Genomic DNA, 22,024 nt, shown 5'->3' with positions numbered 1-22,024 from the left:
TACTCAGGCCACTGTCCAGCTGGCGGTACTCTTCGGCCAGTGCCGCGAGGCCGTTGGCCGTGCCGCCCGGCTGGGTGTGCAGATGGTGAGTACGTCGTTGATTTGTCGAGCGTCGAATGCCGGGTACAGTGCGCGCGCGCGTTGCTCAAGGGTCAGCGGTAGCGCCACAGGCCCTACCTGGACTGGGTAGCCCGCATCGCTTCCCAGCACGATCAGGGTTTCCAGGCGGGGTGGGCGGATTACTTCAGGCGTCAGCGCTTGGCGCAACTCGTCGCGTGGCAGTGGGCGTTGCCGCAGGCGTTGTTGCAGAGCCGAGCCCTGATAGACGTGGAATCCAAGAGCGTTGCGTTGTGCGTCGGGCAGAGCGTTGAGAGTCGCGGTATACAGGTCGGTTTCGCCGAACAGCGGACCTTTTTCGTCGTGAGGGACATAACGTCCGTCGGCGGTGCGCACCAGTGTGCGTAAAAGCGGCGCGTCATCCGCGCCGATTTGCAGCCACTTTTCCCCGTCGGCGGTCAGGTGGCGGGCTTCAAGGCGCATGTTTGGCGACCAGCCCGGCTGGACTCTCAGGGTGTTCAGGGCCAGCCGCTCGCTATCCAGATTGGGGGGTATGGTCAGGTGTTGGCCCTCGTAGGCGCGGTTAAGGCGCAGCTCGGCCAGTGCAGCTCTTGCCAGGTCTGCCAGGCGCGGTGGTGTGCGTTGGTGGCTCAACTCCACTCGTTCATTGCCGCTGGCGTGGTCCAGCAAGTGTGTAATGACCTTGGCCGGCAAGCCCGGCGCGGCTTGGGCCAACTGCTGCGCCGACGCATCCTGGTCCAGTTGCTGCTGGGCATAACGTGACTCGAACAGGTCGGTACGATTGCGTTCGGCGAGCCGCCCGAGTTTTTTACGCAGTTGCTTGACCCGATTCTCCAGGCTCAATTGCGGGTCAGCGGCGCTTTCGCCGAACTGGTCGCGGATTTCTTCCGGAGTCAGGGTTTGCAGTACGACCTTGAGCAGTTCTCCATTGGCCAATTGGGTTTCGTGGATCTGCACGACCGGCATGCGCATGTCGCCAAACTCCCAGGCGGTATTGCCTTGGGCGTCGAGCATGCGCAGGGAGCGGGTTCTGGGCCAGTTTCCGTGCGTGGTGAGCAACTGGAGCGCATCCTGGGGGTCGATCTGGGCATAGTCGGCCGGGTTGTCGCTGTCGAGCCGGTCTATCAGGGTTTGCAGGTCGCGGTCGATGCGCAGCCGTTCAAGGGTGTCGTCCAGCAGCGGCGGTATCGGCTCCCCCTGCACGTGCATCTGGCGCAGGGCGTTTTCCTTGACGTCGCTGAGGTTCAAGGCCAGGCGCCGGTCGGCCTCACTCAGGCCACGTGCCCCATGCCCCAGGCGGCGCAGCAGGGTGGGTTCGTCCCATTGCAAGGGCATGTCCAGTTCGCTGTGCCACGCGCCTGCGCCGTTGTGTTGCAGGCGTGGGGTATAGGCATCGGGGCGGGCAGGGTGTTTGATCTTATAGTCGTCACCCTCTGCAGCTTTTTGCACGGTGTACAGCTTGTCTTCCAGCTTCAGCATGGGCTCGCCGCGCATCTGGTGCAGGCCCAGGTGGTCATGACCCAGGCGTGGCGGCAGCTCGACGTTCTGTTGATAGGGGGTAAGGTCGGGTTTCCAATAGCGCTTGGCACCATTGGCCAGAGTGACGGGCTTGAAGCGGTCGATGAAGTTCAGCACTTCTTGAGGCAAAACTTTGCGCAGCTCGGCGACGCCAATGTGGCCGCCCAGGCCGAAAATACCCAGCTGTACAAAGGATTGCAGCACGCTCATCAAGTGGCCAAAGGCTTCTTTGCCAAGCCCTTCGGCCCAGTCGATGACACCTTCGAAGATGTCATCCAGCAGTTGATAGGCCATGTACGCCAGCATCAGCTCGCCCAAACCGGGAATGAATGGTGCAACGATAAACAGCGCGGCGTTGAGGATCGACGACGCCACATTGACGAACGAATCCCAGCGCGCCCATCGCGCGGCGCGATCGACTTCCGCGGTCGACACGGCTTGAGTGCGCGCATCGTTCAGGATCTGATTGAGTTTTTGTTGATAGAGGTGTTGCCAGGTATCGCCCTGAATCGGGGTGGTGACGAACTGTAGTTTGGGGTCGTCAGTCGGTTCCTTGCGCCACGGCGCCAGGCTGCTACCGGGCACGGTCGGGTGCCAGGTAATGCGCGCCAAGCGCTGGCTCAAGTCTGCGAAGAACACCCCGCGACTTTCATGGAGGACGAAACGGCTGAAAAACGTCTGGTAATCGGCATCACGTAATTGACGGGTGAGTTCCTGCTTGAACGCTAGTGGCGATGAGTATTCCTTGAGCGGATGCAGCGGGTCGTCCGGCACATAGGCAACCAGGCGCTGCACAGTACGCGTGGTTTCCAGATCCGGGGCCAACAGCAGGATACCGGTTAGTGGCGCGTCCATCAGCGTCAGGCAGTGGGTGCGCAGCGGCAGATTGCCGAGCGCCAAGTCGCTGCGCCCTTGCAGCAGGCCCTCGACCTGCTGCGCAAAGTCGTCCTGGATATCGGCGCGAACTCTAGCGAGGTGCAGTGCAGCGCGCAGGGCGGCCTTCTGGCTGGTCTCGACTTTGTTTTGCATGAGCGCAGCGCTCACCGGTTCGGTGAGGCCCAGTTGCGTGCGCAGGTAGCGTTGGTAGCCCGCACCAATGTCCAGCTCGCGGCACAGGCGCGTGAAAGCACTGACGCTGAGCGTTTGCTTGATGGCGGGCAAGGTGTCGAACTGGCCACCGGGTGTGGGGCGGGTGATGAAGGTTGAGTCGGACTCATAGGCGCTTTCGACGGTTTCGCCTTGCTCGAAGTTGTGCAGAGCGGCGTCCAGCAATGACACGGTCCAGGTGCGCGCGGCGCCGGAGGAGATCGGAAACCACGGCACGGTCTGGGGAATGTACAGGCGTAAGTAGGTGGCTTCACTGTCCAGTTCTAGACCGTAACGGGTCAGCAGTGCTTCTTCCAGAATGCCTCGCGCGTATGCCCTTGGGTCTTGCACCTGCTTGAGAGCGTCATCTACTGCGTTCTGCGCGTTCCAATGGGCGGCGTTCACGCGCTTGAGTTCGGCTAGCAGCGCAGCGCTGGCGTGCAGTGGCTTGGGTTTGGCTTGGGAGAAGGCCTGGCGTTTGGCACTGGAGGCCTTGCCGAGCCAGTCAGGAATGGCGGTTAGCAGCGGGTGATAGTGGCTGTCGGGCTGAACGGTATCAAGGGAAGGCGTCGGTGTGCTCATGGGCGGAACTCTGAATAGCTGTAAAGCGCATCAGTAGATCAGCGTGTTTCCCGCCGCCTGCTCTAGATAGTTAGTTTAAACTGCGCCATTGCGACGCTATTTGTCGCATTGGCGTAAACCCGCCAAAAACGCGGGTTGGCGCTATAAGAAGTTGTCGCTTGGCGACAAGGCCGCACTGAAAACTGTCCTTACAATCCCTGCATCGCCCGCCAGTTCCAGGCAGGCGTTCCTCTTCAGGAGACTCCGATGTCCGTTGAGCAAGCCCCGGTGCAACGTGCCGATTTCGACCAGGTCATGGTGCCTAACTACGCACCGGCCGCATTCATTCCTGTGCGCGGCGAAGGTTCGCGCGTGTGGGACCAGGCGGGTCGCGAGCTGATCGACTTTGCCGGCGGCATCGCGGTCAACGTATTGGGCCACGCCCACCCGGCGCTGGTCGGTGCACTGACCGAACAGGCCAACAAGCTGTGGCACGTCTCCAACGTCTTCACCAATGAGCCGGCCCTGCGCCTGGCCCATAAGCTGATCGACGCCACCTTTGCCGAGCGTGTGTTCTTCTGCAACTCCGGCGCCGAGGCCAACGAGGCTGCGTTCAAGCTGGCCCGTCGCGTCGCGTTCGACCGCTTCGGTACTGAGAAGTACGAGATCATCGCCGCGCTGAACAGCTTCCACGGCCGTACCCTGTTCACCGTCAACGTCGGTGGCCAATCCAAGTACTCCGATGGTTTCGGGCCTAAAATCACTGGCATTACCCATGTTCCTTATAACGACCTGGCCGCGCTGAAAGCTGCCGTGTCGGACAAGACCTGCGCCGTTGTATTGGAGCCGATCCAGGGTGAAGGCGGCGTACTGCCGGCCGAACTGGCCTACCTGCAAGGTGCCCGCGAACTATGCGACGCGAACAACGCGTTGCTGGTGTTCGACGAAGTGCAGACCGGCATGGGCCGCAGCGGCCACCTGTTCGCCTACCAACACTACGGCGTGGTGCCGGACATCCTCACCAGCGCCAAGAGCCTGGGCGGCGGTTTCCCGATTGCCGCGATGCTTACCCGTGAAGACTTGGCCAAGCACTTGGTAGTCGGCACCCACGGCACCACCTACGGCGGTAACCCGCTGGCGTGCGCGGTGGCGGAAGCGGTGATCGACGTGATCAACACTCCCGAAGTGCTGGCTGGCGTGAATGCCAAGCACGACCTGTTCAAGGCGCGCCTGGAGCAGATAGGCAAGCAATATGGCATCTTCACCGAAGTGCGCGGCATGGGCCTGCTGCTCGGTTGTGTGCTGAGCGATGCGTTCAAGGGCAAGGCCAAGGACGTGTTCAACGCGGCCGAGAAAGAAAACCTGATGATCCTGCAAGCCGGCCCGGACGTGGTGCGTTTCGCACCGAGCCTGGTGGTGGAAGAGGCGGATATCAAGGAAGGCCTGGACCGTTTTGAGCGTGCAGTGAAAACACTGACGCAAGCCTGATACACATTTATTTGCCGGACCGTGTCATGTGGGAGGGGGCTTGCCCCCGATAGCGATGGGTCAGCCACCTGATTTATCAACTGACAGACTGCTATCGGGGGCAAGCCCCCTCCCACATTTGACCTGCGTTGAATCAGGAACTGTCCGGTATTTTTTCCTATGAGTTTTTCGAGTTAAGGAGTGACACCATGCTGGTGATGCGCCCCGCGCAAATGGCTGATCTGGGCGAGGTACAGCGTCTGGCTGCGGACAGCCCGATTGGTGTCACCTCCTTGCCGGATGATGTTGAACGCCTCAGCGACAAGATCGCCGCCAGCGAAGCATCCTTCGCCGCTGAAGTAAGTTTCAACGGTGAAGAGAGCTACTTCTTCGTGCTCGAAGACACCGAGACCGGCAAGCTCGCCGGCTGCTCGGCCATCGTCGCTTCGGCCGGTTACTCGGAGCCGTTCTACAGTTTCCGTAACGAGACCTTCGTGCACGCTTCCCGCGAGCTGAAGATCCACAACAAGATTCACGTGCTCTCCCAGTGCCACGACCTTACCGGCAACAGCTTGCTCACCAGTTTCTATGTGGTGCCGGAGCTGGTCGGTTCGCCCTGGTCTGAGCTTAATTCCCGTGGCCGCCTGTTGTTCGTCGCCAGCCATCCCGAGCGCTTTGCCGACTCGGTGGTGACCGAGATCGTCGGTTACAGCGACGAGCACGGTGACTCACCGTTCTGGGACGCCATCGGCCGCAACTTCTTCGACCTCAACTACGCCGCTGCCGAGCGCCTGTGCGGGCTGAAAAGCCGTACCTTCCTCGCCGAGCTGATGCCGCACTACCCGATCTACGTGCCGCTGTTGCCGGATGAAGCTCAAGAGGCGATGGGCCAGGTGCACCCGCGTGCGCAGATCACCTTCGACATCCTGATGCGCGAAGGCTTCGAGACTGACCACTACATCGACATCTTCGACGGCGGCCCGACGCTGCACGCACGGGTGTCGGGCATTCGTTCTATCGCCCAGAGCCGCGTGGTGCCGGTGAAGATCGGTGAGATGGTCAAGGGTGTCGGCCGCCAGTACCTGGTGAGCAACGGCCAGTTGCAGGATTACCGCGCGGTGATGTTGGAGCTGGACTACGCGCCCGGAAAACCGGTGACGTTGGACCTGGCAGCGGCTGAGGCTCTGGGCGTTGGCGAAGGCGCGAGCGTGCGTCTGGTCGCGGTTTAAAGAATTGAGTGTCGCGGGTGGCTGCCAAGCAGCGGCCCGTTTGAGGAGATAGCATGATCGTTCGTCCCGTACGCAGCAGCGATTTACCGGCCCTGATTGATCTGGCGCGCAGTACCGGCACCGGCCTCACTACCTTGCCGGCCAACGAAGAGCGCCTGACCCACCGGGTTGGCTGGGCGGAAAAAACCTTTCGCGGCGACGCCGGGCGCGGTGATGCCGATTACCTGTTCGTGCTGGAAAACGACGAAGGCCGCGTAGTGGGTATTTCCGCCATCGCTGGCGCCGTCGGCCTGCGTGAGCCTTGGTACAACTTCCGGGTGGGCCTGACCGTCAGCGCTTCCCAGGAGCTGAATATCTATCGCGAGATTCCGACGCTGTTCCTGGCCAACGACCTCACCGGCAATTCCGAGCTGTGCTCGTTGTTCCTGCACGCCGATTACCGCACCGGCCTCAACGGTCGCATGCTGGCCAAGGCGCGCTTGCTGTTTATCGCTGAGTTCCCGCAGTTGTTCGGCAACAAGATCATCGCCGAGATGCGCGGTGTGTCCAACGAAGCGGGTCGCTCGCCATTCTGGGAGAGCCTGGGCCGTCATTTCTTCAAGATGGAATTCAGCCAGGCCGACTACCTCACTGGCGTGGGCAACAAGGCGTTTATCGCCGAGCTGATGCCGAAGTTTCCGCTGTACAGCTGCTTCCTGTCTGAAGACGCGCGCAATGTGATCGGTAAGGTCCATCCGGATACTGAACCTGCGCTGAGCATGCTCAAGAGCGAAGGTTTCAGCTACCAGGGCTATGTCGACATCTTCGACGCCGGCCCTGCGGTGGAGTGTGAAACCACCAAGATCCGTGCCGTGCGCGACAGCCAGTCACTGGTACTCGCCATTGGCACGCCGGGGGACGACGCCACGCCGTTCCTGATCCACAACCGTAAGCGCGAGGAGTGCCGTATCACTGCGGCTCCAGCCCGTCTGGCGGCAGGCACGCTGGTGGTCGATCCACAGACCGCCAAGCGCCTGCAACTGGTGGTGGGTGATCAAGTGCGTGCCGTTCCGTTGTCCGCTGCTCGGGAGTCGAAATAATGAATTCGCTGTATATCGCAGGTAGCTGGCTGGCCGGCCAGGGTGAACGGTTTGAGTCGCGTAACCCGGTGACCCAGCAGGTGCTGTGGACCGGTAATGGTGCCACTGCCGAGCAGGTTGAGTCTGCTGTGCAGGCGGCTCGCCAGGCGTTCCCGGCCTGGGCCAAACGCCCGCTGGAAGAGCGTATTAGCCTGCTGGAAACCTTCGCTGCCACTCTTAAAAGCCGCGCCGATGAAATCGCTCGCTGCATCGGCGAAGAAACTGGCAAGCCGCTGTGGGAGTCGGCCACCGAAGTCACCAGCATGGCCAACAAGATCGCGATTTCGGTGCAAAGCTACCGTGAGCGTACCGGCGAGAAGAGCGGCCCCTTGGGCGACGCCACCGCCGTATTGCGCCACAAGCCCCACGGTGTGGTGGCGGTCTTCGGCCCCTATAACTTCCCTGGCCACCTGCCCAACGGGCATATCGTCCCGGCGTTGTTGGCGGGCAATACCGTGTTGTTCAAACCCAGCGAGCTGACCCCTAAAGTCGCCGAGCTGACCGTACAGTGCTGGATCGAAGCCGGTTTGCCGGCTGGCGTGTTGAACCTGCTGCAAGGCGCACGGGAAACCGGTATCGCGCTGGCGGCCAACCCAGGTATCGACGGCTTGTTCTTCACCGGCTCCAGCCGCACCGGCAACCACCTGCACCAGCAGTTCTCGGGGCGCCCGGACAAGATCCTGGCCTTGGAAATGGGCGGCAATAACCCACTGGTGGTGGATGAAGTGGCTGACGTGGATGCAGCGGTCTACACCATCATCCAGTCGGCGTTTATCTCGGCCGGCCAGCGTTGCACCTGTGCGCGCCGCTTGCTGGTGCCGGAAGGCGCGTGGGGCGATGCGTTGCTGGCGCGGCTGGTGGCGGTCACTTCGACAATTGAAGTCGGGGCGTTCGACCAGCAACCAGCACCGTTCATGGGCTCGGTGATTTCCCTTGGCGCCGCCAAAGCGTTGATGGACGCCCAGGAACTGATGTTGGCCAAGGGGGCTGTGGCACTGTTGGAGATGACTCAGCCGCAGGATCAGGCCGCGTTGCTGACGCCGGGCATCATCGATGTGACGGGGGTGACCGAGCGCGAAGATGAGGAACTGTTCGGCCCGCTGTTGCAGGTGATCCGCTACGCTGATTTCGCCGGGGCGATTGCCGAGGCCAACAACACGCAATACGGTTTGGCCGCTGGCTTGTTGTCGGACTCCGAAGCGCGTTACCAGCAGTTCTGGCTGGAAAGCCGAGCCGGTATCGTCAACTGGAACAAGCAACTGACCGGCGCTGCCAGTACTGCGCCGTTCGGTGGGGTAGGGGCTTCGGGCAACCACCGCGCCAGTGCGTATTACGCGGCGGATTACTGCGCGTATCCGGTGGCCTCGCTTGAGACCCCGAGCCTGGTGTTGCCAGCGACACTGACCCCAGGGGTAACACTGATTTAAACATGTGGGAGGGGGCTTGCCCCCGATAGCGGTGGGGCAGTCACAGATGTATCCACTGATACTCCCACATCGGGGGCAAGCCCCCTCCCACATTGGTCAGTGGTGTGTTCAAGTAATTTGATGCCTATAAAAACAGATGTTCGTGGAGCCTCGCCGATGAAATCCTATGAAGTCAATTTTGACGGTCTAGTGGGGCCGACCCATAACTACGGCGGTTTGTCCTACGGTAACGTCGCGTCCCAGAGCAACAGCCAGCAGTCTTCGAACCCGAAGGAAGCGGCGTTGCAGGGCCTGCAGAAAATGAAAGCCCTGATGGACATGGGCTTTGTGCAAGGGGTGTTGGCGCCACAGGAACGACCTGACGTGGCTGCCTTGCGCAACCTGGGTTTCAGCGGCACCGATGCTCAAGTCATCCAGCAAGCGGCCAAGCAGGCCATGCCGCTGCTGGTTGCCAGTTGCTCGGCGTCGAGCATGTGGGTGGCTAACGCCGCCACTGTCAGCCCAAGCGCCGATACCGTTGACGGCCGGGTGCATTTCACCGCCGCCAACCTCAATTGCAAATACCACCGCAGCATCGAACACCCGACCACCAGCCGTGTGCTGGGGGCGATGTTTGCCGACCAGAAGCATTTTGCCCATCACGCCGCGTTGCCGGCTGTGGCGCAGTTTGGTGATGAAGGCGCGGCCAACCACACACGTTTTTGCCGCGAATACGGCGAGGCGGGGGTGGAGTTTTTCGTGTTTGGCCGCAGTGCGTTCGATACCCGCTACCCGGCACCGCAGAAGTACCCGGCACGCCAGACCCTGGAGGCGTCCCAGGCCGTCGCGCGCCTGCATGGCTTGAAGGATGAGGGTGTCGTCTACGGCCAGCAGAACCCGGCGGTAATCGATGCCGGTGTGTTCCACAATGACGTGATCGCGGTGGGCAACGGCGAAGTGCTGTTCTATCACGAGGACGCCTTCCTCAACACCGAACAGATGCTGGCCGAATTACACGGCAAGTTGGGCAAGCTGGGCGGTAACTTCCAGTCGGTGTGCGTGCCCCGTGCTTTGGTCAGTGTCGAGGACGCGGTACGGTCCTACTTGTTCAACAGCCAATTGCTGACCCGCGCCGACGGTTCGATGCTGCTGATCGTGCCGGAGGAATGCCGCGGCAACGAGCGCGTTTGGCAGTACCTGCAGGGCCTGACCGCTTCCGGTGGGCTGATACGCGAAGTGAAGGTGTTTGACCTCAAGCAAAGCATGCAGAACGGCGGTGGCCCGGCGTGCCTGCGTTTGCGCGTGGCCTTGAATGAAACGGAACTGGCGGCGGTGAATCCAGGCGTTATCATGACCGCGCCGTTGTACGACACGCTGACCCAGTGGGTTGACAAGCACTACCGCGACAGCCTGCGTGAAAGCGACCTGGCTGACCCGCAATTGTTGCTTGAGTGCCGGACGGCACTGGATGAACTGACGCAAATCCTTAAACTGGGCTCGGTTTATCCTTTCCAGATCAATTAACGCCGCACGGCAGAGAATTATTTATGACCACCGACACCCTGAAACTGATCCTTGAAGACACCGACGGCACCCAGCTGGAAACCTCCTGCACCCGCGTCGCCGTGGTCTGGCAGGGCAAGGAGATCTGGATCCAGCACGATGGCCGTGGCCAACTGCTGATCGGTGTGGATGTGGAAGAAGGCGACGCCGAGTACGCCAACCTGTTGATGCGCCCACTGGCCACCAACCTGATGAGCCTGCAACTGGAAATGGAACCGGCCGACGTTGAAGGCGACGACGATCACGTCCACGGCCCAGGCTGCAACCACTAAGGAAGCTGCGTATGCTCGCCCTCGGCAAATTGCTTGAACTGACCCTCGCCGGTCGCGAACCGGCGCAAAAAATTCAACTGACTGTCGACGGCGTGCAGATGCGCTGGCTCAGCGAGGGCGCACTTGAAGTGCGCCCGCCGCAGGCCATGGACAATGGCAGCGACCTGCTGTTGTCGTCCGGCATCCATGGCAACGAAACGGCGCCGATCGAACTGCTCGACCGCCTGTTGCATGGCATCGCCCGTGGGGAAATCAAACCCCGCACCCGTATTCTGTTCCTGTTCGGCAACCCCGAGGCCATGCGCCGCGGTGAGCGTTATCTCGAGCTGGACGTCAACCGGCTGTTCAACGGCCGTCATGAAAAAAACATCGGCCCCGAAGCCATGCGCGCCGCCGAGCTTGAGCAACTGGCCCGCAGTTTCTTCAGCCTGCCTGGCCGTTCGCGCCTGCATTACGATCTGCATACGGCCATTCGTGGCTCGAAGATCGAGCAGTTCGCCCTGTACCCGTGGAAGGAGGGGCGCCAGCATTCGCGCCGTGAGCTGGAGCGTTTGCGTGCTGCCGGTATGGACGCGGTGCTGTTGCAGAACAAGACTTCAATTACCTTCAGTGCGTTCACCTACGAGCAACTGGACGCCGAGGCTTTCACACTGGAACTGGGTAAAGCCCGACCGTTCGGCCAGAACCAGGGCGTGGACGTGTCACGCCTGGAAACACGGCTGAAGCAGATCATCGAAGGCACTGAGCCTGAGACTGCCAGCCTCGATGGCCTGCAACTGTTTGCGGTATCACGCGAAGTGATCAAGCACAGTGATGCGTTCCTGATGCACCTGCCGGCGGATGTGGAAAACTTTTCGGAATTGGAAAAGGGCTATTTACTGGCCGAAGACGTTGCCAAGACACGTTGGGTGATCGAGGAGGAGGGCGCACGCATTATCTTCCCCAACCCGAAAGTGAAGAATGGTTTGCGGGCAGGAATCTTGATTGTGCCGACGACGGATGTGGGCCTGATATAGGTCTCAAGGTTTACCGGAATCTAAATGTGGGAGGGGGCTTGCTCCCGATGGCGGTGTCTCAACTACAGATGAGTTGACTGACATACTGCCATCGGGAGCAAGCCCCCTCCCACATTGGTTTTGCGGTGATGATTAGACCGCTACGGCACGCGGCTCGCTACGGCGGATGGCACGCACCTTTTGCAGGGTGTCGGCGCAGGTGCGCGCGGCTTCCTGACCTTTGTGCACGAAGTGCTCGTAGAAGAAAGTGTGGTGCTCGCTGCCGGCATGGAAGTGATGCGGGGTCAGGGACACCGAGAACACCGGTACTTCAGTTTCCAGCTGTACCTGCATCAGGCCGCTGACCACCGATTGGGCCACGAATTCATGACGGTAGATGCCACCGTCCACCACCAGCGCGGCAGCGACGATACCGGCGTAACGGCCGGTCTTGGCCAGCAGTTTGGCGTGCAGGGGCATTTCAAAGGCGCCGCCGACTTCGAAGAAATCGATGTCCGATTCCTGGTAGCCCTGGGCGATCATTTCGGCGAGGAAGCCTTTGCGGGATTGGTCGACAATATCCTTGTGCCAGCAGGCCTGGATAAACGCGACGCGCTCGCCGTGATGGTTTTTGCTTTTGCTGTCGATTGCGGTGGGTTGCATGTTCTGACTCCTGTTTAAGAAAAAAACAGGGCGATATGAATCGAATGGGATTTAAGGGTACGCACGATAAGCGGCCCTTAGGTGCCAATCCCGTTCTCTCTTCATCCGGACTATGACCGTCGGCCCCGGGATCACACCGGGTCTGCTGACCTTGTCGCCGTCCTGCGTGAGCAGTTCGAGGCGCCAAGCGCTCGCGGGCTATGCACATTGCGTGCAATTACCGCCGGTGGGGAATTGCACCCCGCCCTGAGAACGTTGCCACCAGAACCCTGGCGGCGGAGAGTTTTTAACACGGTTTTTCCAAAACTGCACGACCGCTGTATCGATAAGCTATATCGGTTTATTTGGTTGGTATTCATTTGAATGCACGTGGGGCTTGATATCCCGTGGCTTTGCCCGCAGTAATCACTTTCAAAAGGACTTATCCATCCCCTCAGAGGCTAGTTTCATGTCTGTGATCGACCTGCGCAGCGATACCGTGACCCAACCCACGCCCGGCATGCGGGACGCGATGGCCAATGCGGCCAGCGGTGACGACGTCTACGGCGAAGATCCGAGCGTCAATCATCTGGAAACTAAGCTGGCCAAGCGGCTGGGCTTTGCTGCCGCGTTGTTCGTGCCCACCGGCACCATGAGCAACCTGCTGGCATTGATGGCCCATTGCGAGCGCGGCGAGGAATACATCGTCGGCCAGCAGGCCCACACCTACAAGTACGAAGGGGGTGGTGCGGCCGTGTTGGGCTCGATCCAGCCGCAGCCTTTGGAAGTGCAGGCGGACGGCTCCCTGGACCTGGATCACGTGCTGGCGGCGATCAAGCCCGATGATTTCCACTTTGCCCGCACGCGCCTGCTGGCGCTGGAAAACACCATGCAGGGCAAGGTGCTGCCGCTGGAGTACCTGGCGAAGGCGCGGGCGTTTACCCGTGAGCATGGCTTGGCCCTGCATCTGGATGGCGCGCGGATCTACAACGCTGCGGTCAAGCTGGGTGTGGACGCACGAGAGATTGCCCGGCATTTCGATTCGGTCTCGGTGTGCCTGTCCAAGGGCCTCGGCGCGCCGATTGGTTCGGTGTTGTGCGGCTCCACGGCGTTGATCGCCAAGGCACGGCGCCTGCGCAAGATGGTCGGCGGCGGTATGCGCCAGGCGGGTTCGCTGGCGGCGGCGGGGCTGTATGCCCTGGATCATCAGGTGCAGCGCCTGGCCGACGATCATGCCAATGCGCAATGGCTGGGCGATGAGTTGCGCAAGGCTGGTTATGAGGTGGAGCCAGTGCAGACCAATATGGTCTACGTGCAGATCGGCGAACAGGCCCAGGCCTTGAAGGCCTTTGCCGCCGAACGTGGGATCAAGTTGAGCGCCGCGTCCCGCCTGCGCATGGTCACTCATCTGGATGTCAGCCGGACGCAGATCGAGCAAGTCGCACAGGTATTCGTCGAGTTTTCCCGAAAATGACAGTGCAGACCGTCTAATTGACTGTTTCTATCGCATAAACACGCTGTACCACCGGCAAAGGGCCGATATAATGCGGCCCTTTGCCGTCGCTCCGTCTGATGATGTTGCGCACTGGCCTTTGGCCGCAGACTCCGTGGAAGAACCTAATGAAAAGCGCAGAAATCCGTGAAGCCTTCCTTCGCTTCTTCGAAGAGCAAGGTCACACCCGTGTAGCCTCCAGCTCCTTGATCCCAGGCAATGACCCAACCCTGCTGTTCACCAACGCGGGGATGAACCAGTTCAAGGACTGCTTCCTGGGCCAGGAAAAGCGCGCCTATACCCGCGCCACCAGCAGTCAGAAATGCGTACGTGCCGGCGGCAAGAACAGTGACCTGGAAAACGTGGGTTACACCGCACGCCACCACACCTTCTTCGAAATGCTGGGTAACTTCAGCTTCGGCGACTATTTCAAGAAAGATGCGATCACCTTCGCCTGGACCTTCCTCACCGGCGTGTTGAAGCTGCCCAAGGAAAAGCTCTGGGTTACCGTCTACGCGACAGACGACGAAGCCTATGACATCTGGACCCAAGAAATCGGCGTGCCCGTCGAACGCATGATCCGTATCGGCGACAACAAGGGCGCGCCTTACGCGTCCGATAACTTCTGGACCATGGGCGATACCGGCCCGTGCGGCCCATGTACCGAGATTTTCTACGATCACGGCGCGGACATCTGGGGCGGCCCACCGGGCTCGCCGGAAGAAGACGGCGACCGTTACATCGAAATCTGGAACAACGTGTTCATGCAGTTCAACCGCACCGCCGATGGCGTGTTGCATCCGTTGCCGGCGCCATCGGTGGATACCGGCATGGGCCTGGAGCGGATCAGTGCGGTGATGCAGCACGTTCACTCCAACTACGAAATCGACCTGTTCACCAACTTGCTGCGCGCGTCGGCTGCGGCCATTGGTTGCGCCAACGACAACCAGTCTTCGCTCAAGGTCGTTTCGGACCACATCCGTTCCTGCGGCTTCCTGATCGCCGATGGCGTGCTGCCGTCGAACGAAGGTCGTGGTTATGTGCTGCGTCGTATCATCCGTCGCGCCTGCCGCCACGGTAACAAACTCGGCGCCACCGGCAGCTTCTTCTACAAGATCGTGGCAGCGTTGGTCGCAGAAATGGGCGACGCGTTTCCAGAACTGAAGCAGCAGCAAGCAAACATCGAGCGCGTGCTCAAGGCCGAGGAAGAGCAGTTCTCCAAGACCCTGGAGCACGGCCTGAAGATCCTGGAGCAGGATCTGGCTGAACTCAAAGGCACTGTGGTGCCGGGCGATATCGTGTTCAAGCTGTACGACACCTATGGTTTCCCGATGGACCTGACCGCCGACATTGCCCGTGAGCGTGAGCTGACTATCGATGAAGCGGGTTTTGAGCGTGAGATGGAAGCCCAGCGTGTGCGTGCACGTTCCGCCAGCTCCTTTGGCCTGGACTACAACACCCTGGTCAAGGTGGACGTGCCTACTGAGTTCACCGGCTACAAGGCGACCGTTGGCTCGGCCAAGATCGTTGCCATCTATAAAGACGGCAAGTCGGTCGACGTGTTGAACGAAGGCGAGGAAGCGGTGGTGGTCCTCGACCAGACGCCGTTCTACGCCGAGTCTGGTGGGCAGGTCGGTGACTGTGGCTTCCTGAGCTCGACGTCCGGTCGTTTTGAAGTGCGCGACACCACCAAGACCGGCGGTGCTTTCCTGCACCACGGTGTGCTGGTGCTGGGTAACTTGACGGTCGGTGCGCCGGTCGACACCCAGGTCGATGCCGACGTGCGCCACGCTACAGCGTTGAACCACTCGGCCACTCACTTGCTGCACGCTGCGTTGCGCCAGGTGTTGGGCGAGCACGTTCAGCAGAAGGGGTCGTTGGTCGATAGCCAGCGCCTGCGTTTCGACTTCAGCCACTTTGAAGCGATCAAGCCTGAGCAGATCAAAGCCCTGGAAGATATCGTCAACACCGAGATTCGTAAGAACACTCCGGTTGAGACCGAAGAAACCGATATCGAGACCGCCAAGAAGAAAGGCGCCATGGCGCTGTTTGGCGAGAAGTACGGTGATGAAGTGCGCGTGCTGAGCATGGGCGGCAGCTTCTCGGTGGAACTGTGTGGCGGTATTCACGCAAACCGTACCGGTGACATCGGCCTGCTGAAAATCATCAGCGAAGGCGGTGTGGCGTCCGGTGTACGTCGTATCGAGGCGGTAACTGGCGCTGCGGCCCTGGCCTACCTCAATGCGGCAGAAGAACAACTCAAGGAAGCGGCCGGCCTGGTCAAGGGCAGCCGCGACAACCTGATCGACAAACTGTCCGCCGTCCTGGAGCGCAACCGTGCGCTGGAGAAACAGCTGGAGCAGTTGCAGGCCAAGGCAGCCAGCGCGGCGGGTGACGATTTGTCCGCTCAAGCGTTGGACGTCAAGGGTGTGAACGTGCTGGCTGTGCGTCTGGACGGTCAGGATGGCAAGGCGCTGTTGGCCTTGGTCGATCAGTTGAAGAACAAGCTCGGCCGCGCAGTGATCCTGCTCGGCGGTGTCCATGAGGATAAGGTCGTTCTGGTTGCCGGTGTAACCAAAGACCTGACTGGCCAACTCAAGGCCGGTGATTTGATGAAACAAGCCGCTGCGGCAGTGGGCGGGAAGGGTGGTGGTCGTCCGGACATGGCGCAAGGCGGCGGTGTAGACGCCGGCAGCCTGGACGCGGCCCTGGCCCTGACCGTGCCGTTTGTCGAGGCTGGTATTTAAGGCGCTGTGAATGAGCCCATGGTCTAGTCATGGGCTCGCTTAGGTGCTGGAAAATTTGTTTATTGGGCGCCCCTTTACGGGCTGAGGCGGCTTAGAAATGGCTTTGATCGTACAGAAATTTGGAGGCACCTCGGTCGGCTCTGTCGAAAGAATCGAGCAGGTCGCCGACAAGGTTAAGAAGTTCCGCGATGCCGGTGATGACCTGGTGGTGGTGCTGTCGGCCATGAGCGGCGAAACCAATCGCCTGATCGATCTGGCCAAGGCAATCAGCGGTGATCAACAGCCGTTGCCGCGTGAGCTGGATGTGATCGTGTCGACCGGCGAGCAAGTGACCATTGCGTTGCTGGCCATGGCGCTGAACAAGCGTGGCGTGCCAGCAGTGTCCTACACTGGCAGTCAGGTGCGCATCCTGACCGACAGTGCACACACCAAGGCGCGCATCCTGCAAATCGATGATCAGAAAATCCGCACTGATCTGAAAGCCGGGCGCGTGGTAGTTGTAGCGGGCTTCCAGGGTGTGGATGAGCAGGGCAACATCACCACTTTGGGTCGTGGTGGTTCGGACACTACTGGTGTGGCGCTGGCTGCAGCTCTCAAGGCTGATGAATGCCAGATCTATACGGATGTGGATGGCGTCTATACCACTGACCCGCGTGTGGTGTCGGTGGCTCAGCGCCTGGAGAAGATCACCTTTGAAGAAATGCTGGAAATGGCCAGCCTCGGTTCCAAGGTGTTGCAGATCCGCGCGGTAGAGTTCGCCGGTAAGTACAACGTTCCGCTGCGCGTATTGCACAGCTTCAAAGAGGGTCCGGGCACCCTCATTACTATTGATGAAGAGGAATCCATGGAACAGCCGATCATTTCCGGCATCGCTTTCAACCGCGATGAAGCCAAGCTGACGATCCGTGGCGTGCCGGATACCCCGGGCGTGGCCTTCAAGATCCTCGGCCCGATCAGTAGTGCCAACATTGAAGTCGACATGATCGTGCAGAACGTTTCGCACGATAACACCACGGATTTCACCTTCACTGTGCACCGTAACGAGTACGATGCGGCGGAGCGTATCCTGCAGAACACCGCGAGCGAGATTGGCGCCCGTGAAGTGGTCGGCGATACCAAGATTGCCAAGGTGTCGATCGTGGGTGTGGGCATGCGTTCCCATGCTGGCGTTGCCAGTCGCATGTTCGAGGCACTGGCCAAGGAGAGCATCAACATCCAGATGATCTCCACTTCGGAAATCAAGGTCTCGGTGGTGATCGAAGAGAAGTACCTGGAACTGGCTGTACGCGCGCTGCATACCGCTTTTGAGCTGGACGCTCCGGCCCGACAGGGCGAGTGATGTAATGCCCGGAAGGCGCGGTTTACCGCGCCTTTCATTTTTTGTGGAGTCCATGTTCTTTTGTGTGGGCTCGACAATACTTAGGCGGTACGACTATGGCCTTCGGGTCGTAGATTGAAGGCCTTTTTTGCAGACTGTTGTTCCTGAACTGAAATGCGTGAGGTGAAAGGTATGTTGATTCTGACTCGTCGTTGCGCAGAAAGCCTGATTATCGGTGATGGCGAAATCACCGTGACCGTGCTCGGCGTCAAAGGCAATCAAGTGCGTATTGGGGTTAATGCTCCGAAAGAGGTGGCCGTCCACCGCGAGGAAATTTACCTGCGGATCAAGAAAGAGAAGGACGAAGAACCAAGCCTTTAATTTTTATCGTTTTTTATGTTTGCAAACGGGGATGAACGTGGTTAATATACGCCCCGTGTTGCGGAGAGCTGGCCGAGTGGCCGAAGGCGCTCCCCTGCTAAGGGAGTACACCTCAAAAGGGTGTCGGGGGTTCGAATCCCCCGTTCTCCGCCATTATTTGCTTAGTACGTTGCAATCTGGTTTTTTCGTTAAGTGGTTGAAATTAAACGAAAAAATAGCTTTACATAGAGATTGAACGGCCTATAATGCGCGGCAACAAATGCACTCGTAGCTCAGCTGGATAGAGTACTCGGCTACGAACCGAGCGGTCACAGGTTCGAATCCTGTCGAGTGCACCATTTAAGAGTTAGTTGCAGTGATGCAGGTGGCTCGGCTTCAACCAGTTGTGATCTGGTCTAAAAACACAACTTGCACTCGTAGCTCAGCTGGATAGAGTACTCGGCTACGAACCGAGCGGTCACAGGTTCGAATCCTGTCGAGTGCACCACATACAAACAAAAAGCCCGCCTAGTGCGGGCTTTTTGCCGTCTGGCGTTTGTGTAGGAATTATCGCAAGCGTTGTCTTTTTCGCTCGCCTCATGTGTTTTCCTTTCAGGGCGGTGCGTCGCAGTTCATAGATGCGGCCAATGCTGAGCTTTGCCTCGCAAGCGCTTGTTCTTTCCAGTTTTTTGACGTTAAAAGCGTACGCAGCGTGTATCATTGCGCCCGTCAGCCCCGCCGGGGCTTGTGGAATACCTCCATGGACTTACCCAGTAGTTACTCAGTACCCCGCTTTACCAATCATGAATTGACTGATTGATCCTCCCGGCGTGCCCCGCTGCTGGGAGTGGAGTTCGCCTATGACCGAAGTAGAAGTAAAGAAAACACAAGACAGCCTGCAGGATCGACTGGCTCAAGTCATCGAGCTGCTGCAGCGTCAGCGCGTGGTCGAAGACCTCACGCATCGCCAGGAAGGCGCGCATCACGACCGCGTCGAAAACCTGGTTCACCGGCAAAACCTCGTCGAGTTGCAACGTAAGCTCGACGACCTGCACTCTGCCGACATTGCTTATATCCTCGAAGCCTTGCCGCTGGATGATCGACTGACTCTCTGGCAGTTGGTCAAGGCCGATCGCGACGGCGACATCCTCCTCGAAGTATCCGACTCGGTCCGTGAAACCCTGATCGCCGACATGGATGATCACGAACTCCTGGCTGCGGCCAAGGAGATGGATGCCGACGAGCTGGCTGACCTTGCCCCTGAGCTTCCCCGTGACGTTGTCCATGAGCTGATGGAGGCTCTCGACGGCCAGCAGCGCGAGCGTGTGCGTTCGGCGTTGTCTTATGATGAGGACCAGGTCGGCGCGCTGATGGACTTCGAGATGGTTACCATCCGCGAAGATGTCAGCCTGGAAGTGGTGTTGCGTTACCTGCGTCGCCTGAAAGAACTACCTGGTCACACTGACAAGCTGTTTGTTGTCGACTACGAAGGCATCCTGAAGGGCGTATTGCCGATTAAGCGTCTGCTGGTCAACGATCCAGAGAAGAAAGTCGCGGAGGTGATGGCCAGTGACCCGGTGAGTTTCCATCCGGATGAGGATGCCTATGAGGCGGCGCAAGCGTTTGAACGTTATGACTTGATCTCGGCACCGGTTGTCGACAAAAACGGTAAGTTGATTGGCCGTTTGACCATCGATGAAATGGTCGACCTTATTCGTGAAGAGAGTGAAACCGAAGTCCTCAACATGGCGGGCTTGCGTGAAGAGGAAGACATTTTTGCATCGGTCTGGCGTTCACTGCATAACCGTTGGGCCTGGCTGGCTATCAACCTGATCACGGCCTTCATCGCCTCGCGTGTGATTGGGTTGTTTGAAGGCTCTATTGAGAAGCTAGTGGCCCTTGCAGCGCTGATGCCGATTGTGGCCGGTATCGGCGGTAACTCCGGTAATCAGACCATTACCATGATCGTGCGCGCGATGGCGCTGGACCAGGTGAGTACAGCCAACTCTTCGCGTCTGCTGCGTAAAGAGTTGGCTGTGGGTCTGATCAACGGTTTGGTGTGGGGCGGAGTGATCGGTGTGGTGGCCTACCTGCTTTATGGCAGTTGGTCGCTGGGTATCGTGATGACGGCTGCCATGACCCTCAACCTGTTGTTGGCTGCTTTGATGGGAGTGCTGATCCCTATGACGCTGGCGCGATTGGGGCGCGACCCGGCAATGGGGGCCAGTGTGATGATTACCGCTATGACCGACAGCGGCGGTTTCTTTATCTTCTTGGGGTTGGCGACAATCTTCCTGCTCTGACTTTTTCTCGCGGGGGGGCAATTCTGCCCCCCCCTTCTGTATTCATTTCCCAAATCCCATGCAAAAAAAAGCCAGCACTTGGCTGGCTCGGCTTTCAAGGAGTGATCAATTGGCTTCTGCGGCCGCCTCAACGTCGTGCGCGATAAGCGAGACGAGAGCATTTTGCTGGCGGTGGGAGAGCTGACGAAAACGCTGTAGCAGTTCGCGTTCGTGCAGTGACAGCTCGGGGCTGTCCAGGCGCATGCTCAGCTCTTCGCCCAGCGCACCTTCCTGAATAAGGCTCTGTTCCAGGCGTGCGATGATTTCGGAGTTCATGCTGCGGTGATGATTGCGAGCCACCTCGGCAATGCGTTCCCGCATTCCGTCTGGCAGACGTACGACGAACTTGTCAGCCGTACGGCTGGAATAAATTGCCTGTTTCAATGGGCGCATATATTTAACCGGTTAGTTCAGAGGAGCGGTTTTTGGAATTGGCCGCAAGATGAGTGTTAAGACAAGGCTCACGACCAAAGTTCAACCCGAATTGCAAAGAGGCCGCATCATGCCTCAGATTTGACATTTCCTTGGCGTCAATTCTGTGACAAATATTGAACCGCCTAAAGGCTTTATGCCAGCACTCATTTGCAATTTTGCGGACTGGTTGGAAAACTTTTTGCGCGGGATCTGGGTTTTTGATCATCGCGCAAGCCCAGGCCGAAAGCGGGTTGAAGGGCGCACATCCTATAGCAATATGGCCTTTTGCCCTCAATCTTAAGACTAGTGGCAGTTTGCCGATTTACTAGCGTCAGGCGACGTAAGGTAGGCGGGCGTGCCCTAGCGCAGTATCGGGTCGAATTTGATTTGGCGGCCCCTGATCAATGTGAGGATCAGCGCGCTACCGAACACTGCACTGGCGATAAATTCTGTGGTTGGGTCGTTATGAGGGCGTGTACAGAGACCTGTGAGAGCTGTCGAAAGCATCAAGCAGAGGAATAACCAGGCGGGTTTGGACATGATTGATTCCTTAGAAAACCCAGTGCCCGGACTCAGTTGTGGTTTGAGTGTCTTGGGTCAGGTGAATGGGAGGGGATGGTTTGGCGCTCATTACTGCCAATTGCGGGCGTTGTTGAAGGTAGTGCGGAGAAACTTGGCTGATCTGTGTTGTGCTTCGGTCGTTGGTAGGCTGGAAATGAAAAGTCACCAGCACGGCCAGGGCTGCAGTGTTGAGGGCTAACAGGACGGCGCTGCTCATGGTCATCTTCTCCACTGAGGGTTTTGTCAGGTTGGCTTCTTTGTGAAGGGGGATACAGCAGATGTCATGCCAATACTTTATTTCATCAAAATCAATGAGTTGTGTTTGTTTTTAACGGTCGTATGATTGCAATTTGCAATGATGGCTTTTTGGGTTGATGCAATTTGCACGATGTCATTCATGGCTCGGCTTTGCAGGGTGAAAGCTCGATTGTTTGTACAGGGATCGGCCTACACTCGAAAAGCCTACGGACGACATGACAAAACCTACCTTGGCCGTTAACATGCACGCCGTCCGTCGCTGGGCTTTTGGTTTGGCGGTGGGTATTTGTCCCAGTAGCTCAATTGGATAGAGCATCCCCCTCCTAAGGGGAAGGTTGGCCGTTCGAACCGGCCCTGGGACACCATCTATATTCAGGGCATCTAGCTATAGGTGTTCGCTGATTGGCGTGTTGTCCACCCTCTCTCTTTATTGTCGTGTTCACTTGAGGCTCTTTCTTCTATATAGATAGAGGGGAGGGGTGAGGGTGTTTTGAGCTACTTGTTAGAAAATCCAAATTAGGTGTTGACGGCGAATTATATCTGTCTATAATTCGCCCCACTTCCGGCGCAGTCGAAACGGAAAACTCCTTTTTAAAC

17 protein-coding genes, 4 tRNA genes and 1 riboswitch are annotated in these 22,024 nt (G+C 58.9%); of the genes, 16 read left to right on the top strand and 5 right to left on the bottom strand.

Annotated elements, in window-relative coordinates; genetic code table 11:
- Positions 1-3: 3 nt before the first annotated feature.
- On the bottom strand, positions 4-3,264 hold the full coding sequence (locus tag AC07V4_RS17305; RefSeq protein WP_492637786.1) for a dermonecrotic toxin domain-containing protein: 3,261 nt from the start codon (positions 3,262-3,264) through the stop codon (positions 4-6).
- Positions 3,265-3,510: 246 nt separating this feature from the next.
- Here AC07V4_RS17305 and AC07V4_RS17300 point away from each other — a divergent pair, with 246 nt between their 5' ends.
- The 7 genes from AC07V4_RS17300 (at position 3,511) to astE (ending at position 11,314) form a co-directional block, all read left to right on the top strand.
- Positions 3,511-4,731 (top strand): aspartate aminotransferase family protein, encoded by a 1,221-nt coding sequence (locus AC07V4_RS17300; protein WP_431749353.1) that lies wholly within the window; start codon positions 3,511-3,513, stop codon positions 4,729-4,731.
- A gap of 188 nt (positions 4,732-4,919) precedes the next feature.
- Positions 4,920-5,939: an arginine/ornithine succinyltransferase subunit alpha gene (gene aruF, locus AC07V4_RS17295; protein WP_492637785.1), complete on the top strand. Its 1,020-nt coding sequence runs from the start codon at positions 4,920-4,922 to the stop codon at positions 5,937-5,939.
- Between the two features lie 53 nt (positions 5,940-5,992).
- Positions 5,993-7,018, top strand: coding sequence for an arginine N-succinyltransferase (gene astA, locus AC07V4_RS17290; protein ID WP_177114079.1), 1,026 nt, complete (start codon positions 5,993-5,995; stop codon positions 7,016-7,018).
- Positions 7,015-8,484 carry a succinylglutamate-semialdehyde dehydrogenase gene (astD, locus tag AC07V4_RS17285; protein WP_492637945.1) on the top strand — a complete coding sequence of 490 codons (1,470 nt, stop codon included), beginning with the start codon at positions 7,015-7,017 and terminating at the stop codon, positions 8,482-8,484. The genes astA and astD overlap by 4 nt, the downstream gene beginning before the upstream one ends.
- Before the next feature lie 156 nt (positions 8,485-8,640).
- Positions 8,641-9,987 carry an N-succinylarginine dihydrolase gene (astB, locus tag AC07V4_RS17280; protein WP_492637784.1) on the top strand — a complete coding sequence of 449 codons (1,347 nt, stop codon included), beginning with the start codon at positions 8,641-8,643 and terminating at the stop codon, positions 9,985-9,987.
- A gap of 23 nt (positions 9,988-10,010) precedes the next feature.
- Complete coding sequence (locus AC07V4_RS17275; protein WP_177013231.1) at positions 10,011-10,298, top strand: topoisomerase II; 288 nt, start codon at positions 10,011-10,013, stop codon at positions 10,296-10,298.
- An 11-nt stretch (positions 10,299-10,309) separates the two neighbouring features.
- Complete coding sequence (gene astE / locus AC07V4_RS17270; RefSeq protein ID WP_492637783.1) at positions 10,310-11,314, top strand: succinylglutamate desuccinylase; 1,005 nt, start codon at positions 10,310-10,312, stop codon at positions 11,312-11,314.
- Between the two features lie 132 nt (positions 11,315-11,446).
- Here the strand turns inward: astE and AC07V4_RS17265 are convergent, their stop codons facing one another.
- Entirely contained in the window at positions 11,447-11,956 is a 510-nt protein-coding gene (locus AC07V4_RS17265; RefSeq protein WP_492637782.1) for a 6,7-dimethyl-8-ribityllumazine synthase, read from the bottom strand.
- 88 nt (positions 11,957-12,044) lie between these two features.
- Positions 12,045-12,214: riboswitch (FMN riboswitch) on the bottom strand.
- 190 nt (positions 12,215-12,404) lie between these two features.
- Between AC07V4_RS17265 and ltaE the strand changes: the two genes are divergently transcribed.
- From ltaE to mgtE, 8 genes are all read left to right on the top strand, one after another.
- On the top strand, positions 12,405-13,409 hold the full coding sequence (gene ltaE / locus AC07V4_RS17260) for a low-specificity L-threonine aldolase (protein ID WP_492637781.1): 1,005 nt from the start codon (positions 12,405-12,407) through the stop codon (positions 13,407-13,409).
- A 146-nt stretch (positions 13,410-13,555) separates the two neighbouring features.
- Complete coding sequence (alaS, locus tag AC07V4_RS17255) at positions 13,556-16,174, top strand: alanine--tRNA ligase (protein ID WP_492637780.1); 2,619 nt, start codon at positions 13,556-13,558, stop codon at positions 16,172-16,174.
- 97 nt (positions 16,175-16,271) lie between these two features.
- Positions 16,272-17,513, top strand: coding sequence for an aspartate kinase (locus AC07V4_RS17250; RefSeq protein ID WP_016973712.1), 1,242 nt, complete (start codon positions 16,272-16,274; stop codon positions 17,511-17,513).
- A gap of 171 nt (positions 17,514-17,684) precedes the next feature.
- Positions 17,685-17,873, top strand: a complete 189-nt coding sequence (gene csrA / locus AC07V4_RS17245; protein ID WP_003175645.1) for a carbon storage regulator CsrA — start codon at positions 17,685-17,687, stop codon at positions 17,871-17,873.
- A gap of 62 nt (positions 17,874-17,935) precedes the next feature.
- Positions 17,936-18,026, top strand: a tRNA-Ser gene (locus AC07V4_RS17240).
- Positions 18,027-18,134: 108 nt separating this feature from the next.
- Positions 18,135-18,211 (top strand) — tRNA-Arg (locus tag AC07V4_RS17235).
- A 72-nt stretch (positions 18,212-18,283) separates the two neighbouring features.
- Positions 18,284-18,360: transfer RNA gene (locus tag AC07V4_RS17230), tRNA-Arg, on the top strand.
- Between the two features lie 352 nt (positions 18,361-18,712).
- Positions 18,713-20,155, top strand: a complete 1,443-nt coding sequence (gene mgtE / locus AC07V4_RS17225) for a magnesium transporter (protein WP_492637779.1) — start codon at positions 18,713-18,715, stop codon at positions 20,153-20,155.
- A gap of 105 nt (positions 20,156-20,260) precedes the next feature.
- Here the strand turns inward: mgtE and AC07V4_RS17220 are convergent, their stop codons facing one another.
- The 3 genes from AC07V4_RS17220 to AC07V4_RS17210 form a co-directional block, all read right to left on the bottom strand.
- Complete coding sequence (locus AC07V4_RS17220) at positions 20,261-20,587, bottom strand: Arc family DNA-binding protein (RefSeq protein ID WP_003193592.1); 327 nt, start codon at positions 20,585-20,587, stop codon at positions 20,261-20,263.
- A gap of 381 nt (positions 20,588-20,968) precedes the next feature.
- Positions 20,969-21,148: a PA3371 family protein gene (locus tag AC07V4_RS17215; protein ID WP_492637778.1), complete on the bottom strand. Its 180-nt coding sequence runs from the start codon at positions 21,146-21,148 to the stop codon at positions 20,969-20,971.
- A gap of 10 nt (positions 21,149-21,158) precedes the next feature.
- Positions 21,159-21,386 (bottom strand): hypothetical protein, encoded by a 228-nt coding sequence (locus tag AC07V4_RS17210; RefSeq protein WP_492637777.1) that lies wholly within the window; start codon positions 21,384-21,386, stop codon positions 21,159-21,161.
- A gap of 329 nt (positions 21,387-21,715) precedes the next feature.
- Here AC07V4_RS17210 and AC07V4_RS17205 point away from each other — a divergent pair.
- Positions 21,716-21,792: transfer RNA gene (locus tag AC07V4_RS17205), tRNA-Arg, on the top strand.
- Positions 21,793-22,024 lie beyond the last annotated feature (232 nt).

The organism is Pseudomonas sp. GW821-FHT03A09, from assembly GCF_059421065.1.
This window is presented reverse-complemented; position numbering and strand designations above follow the sequence as displayed.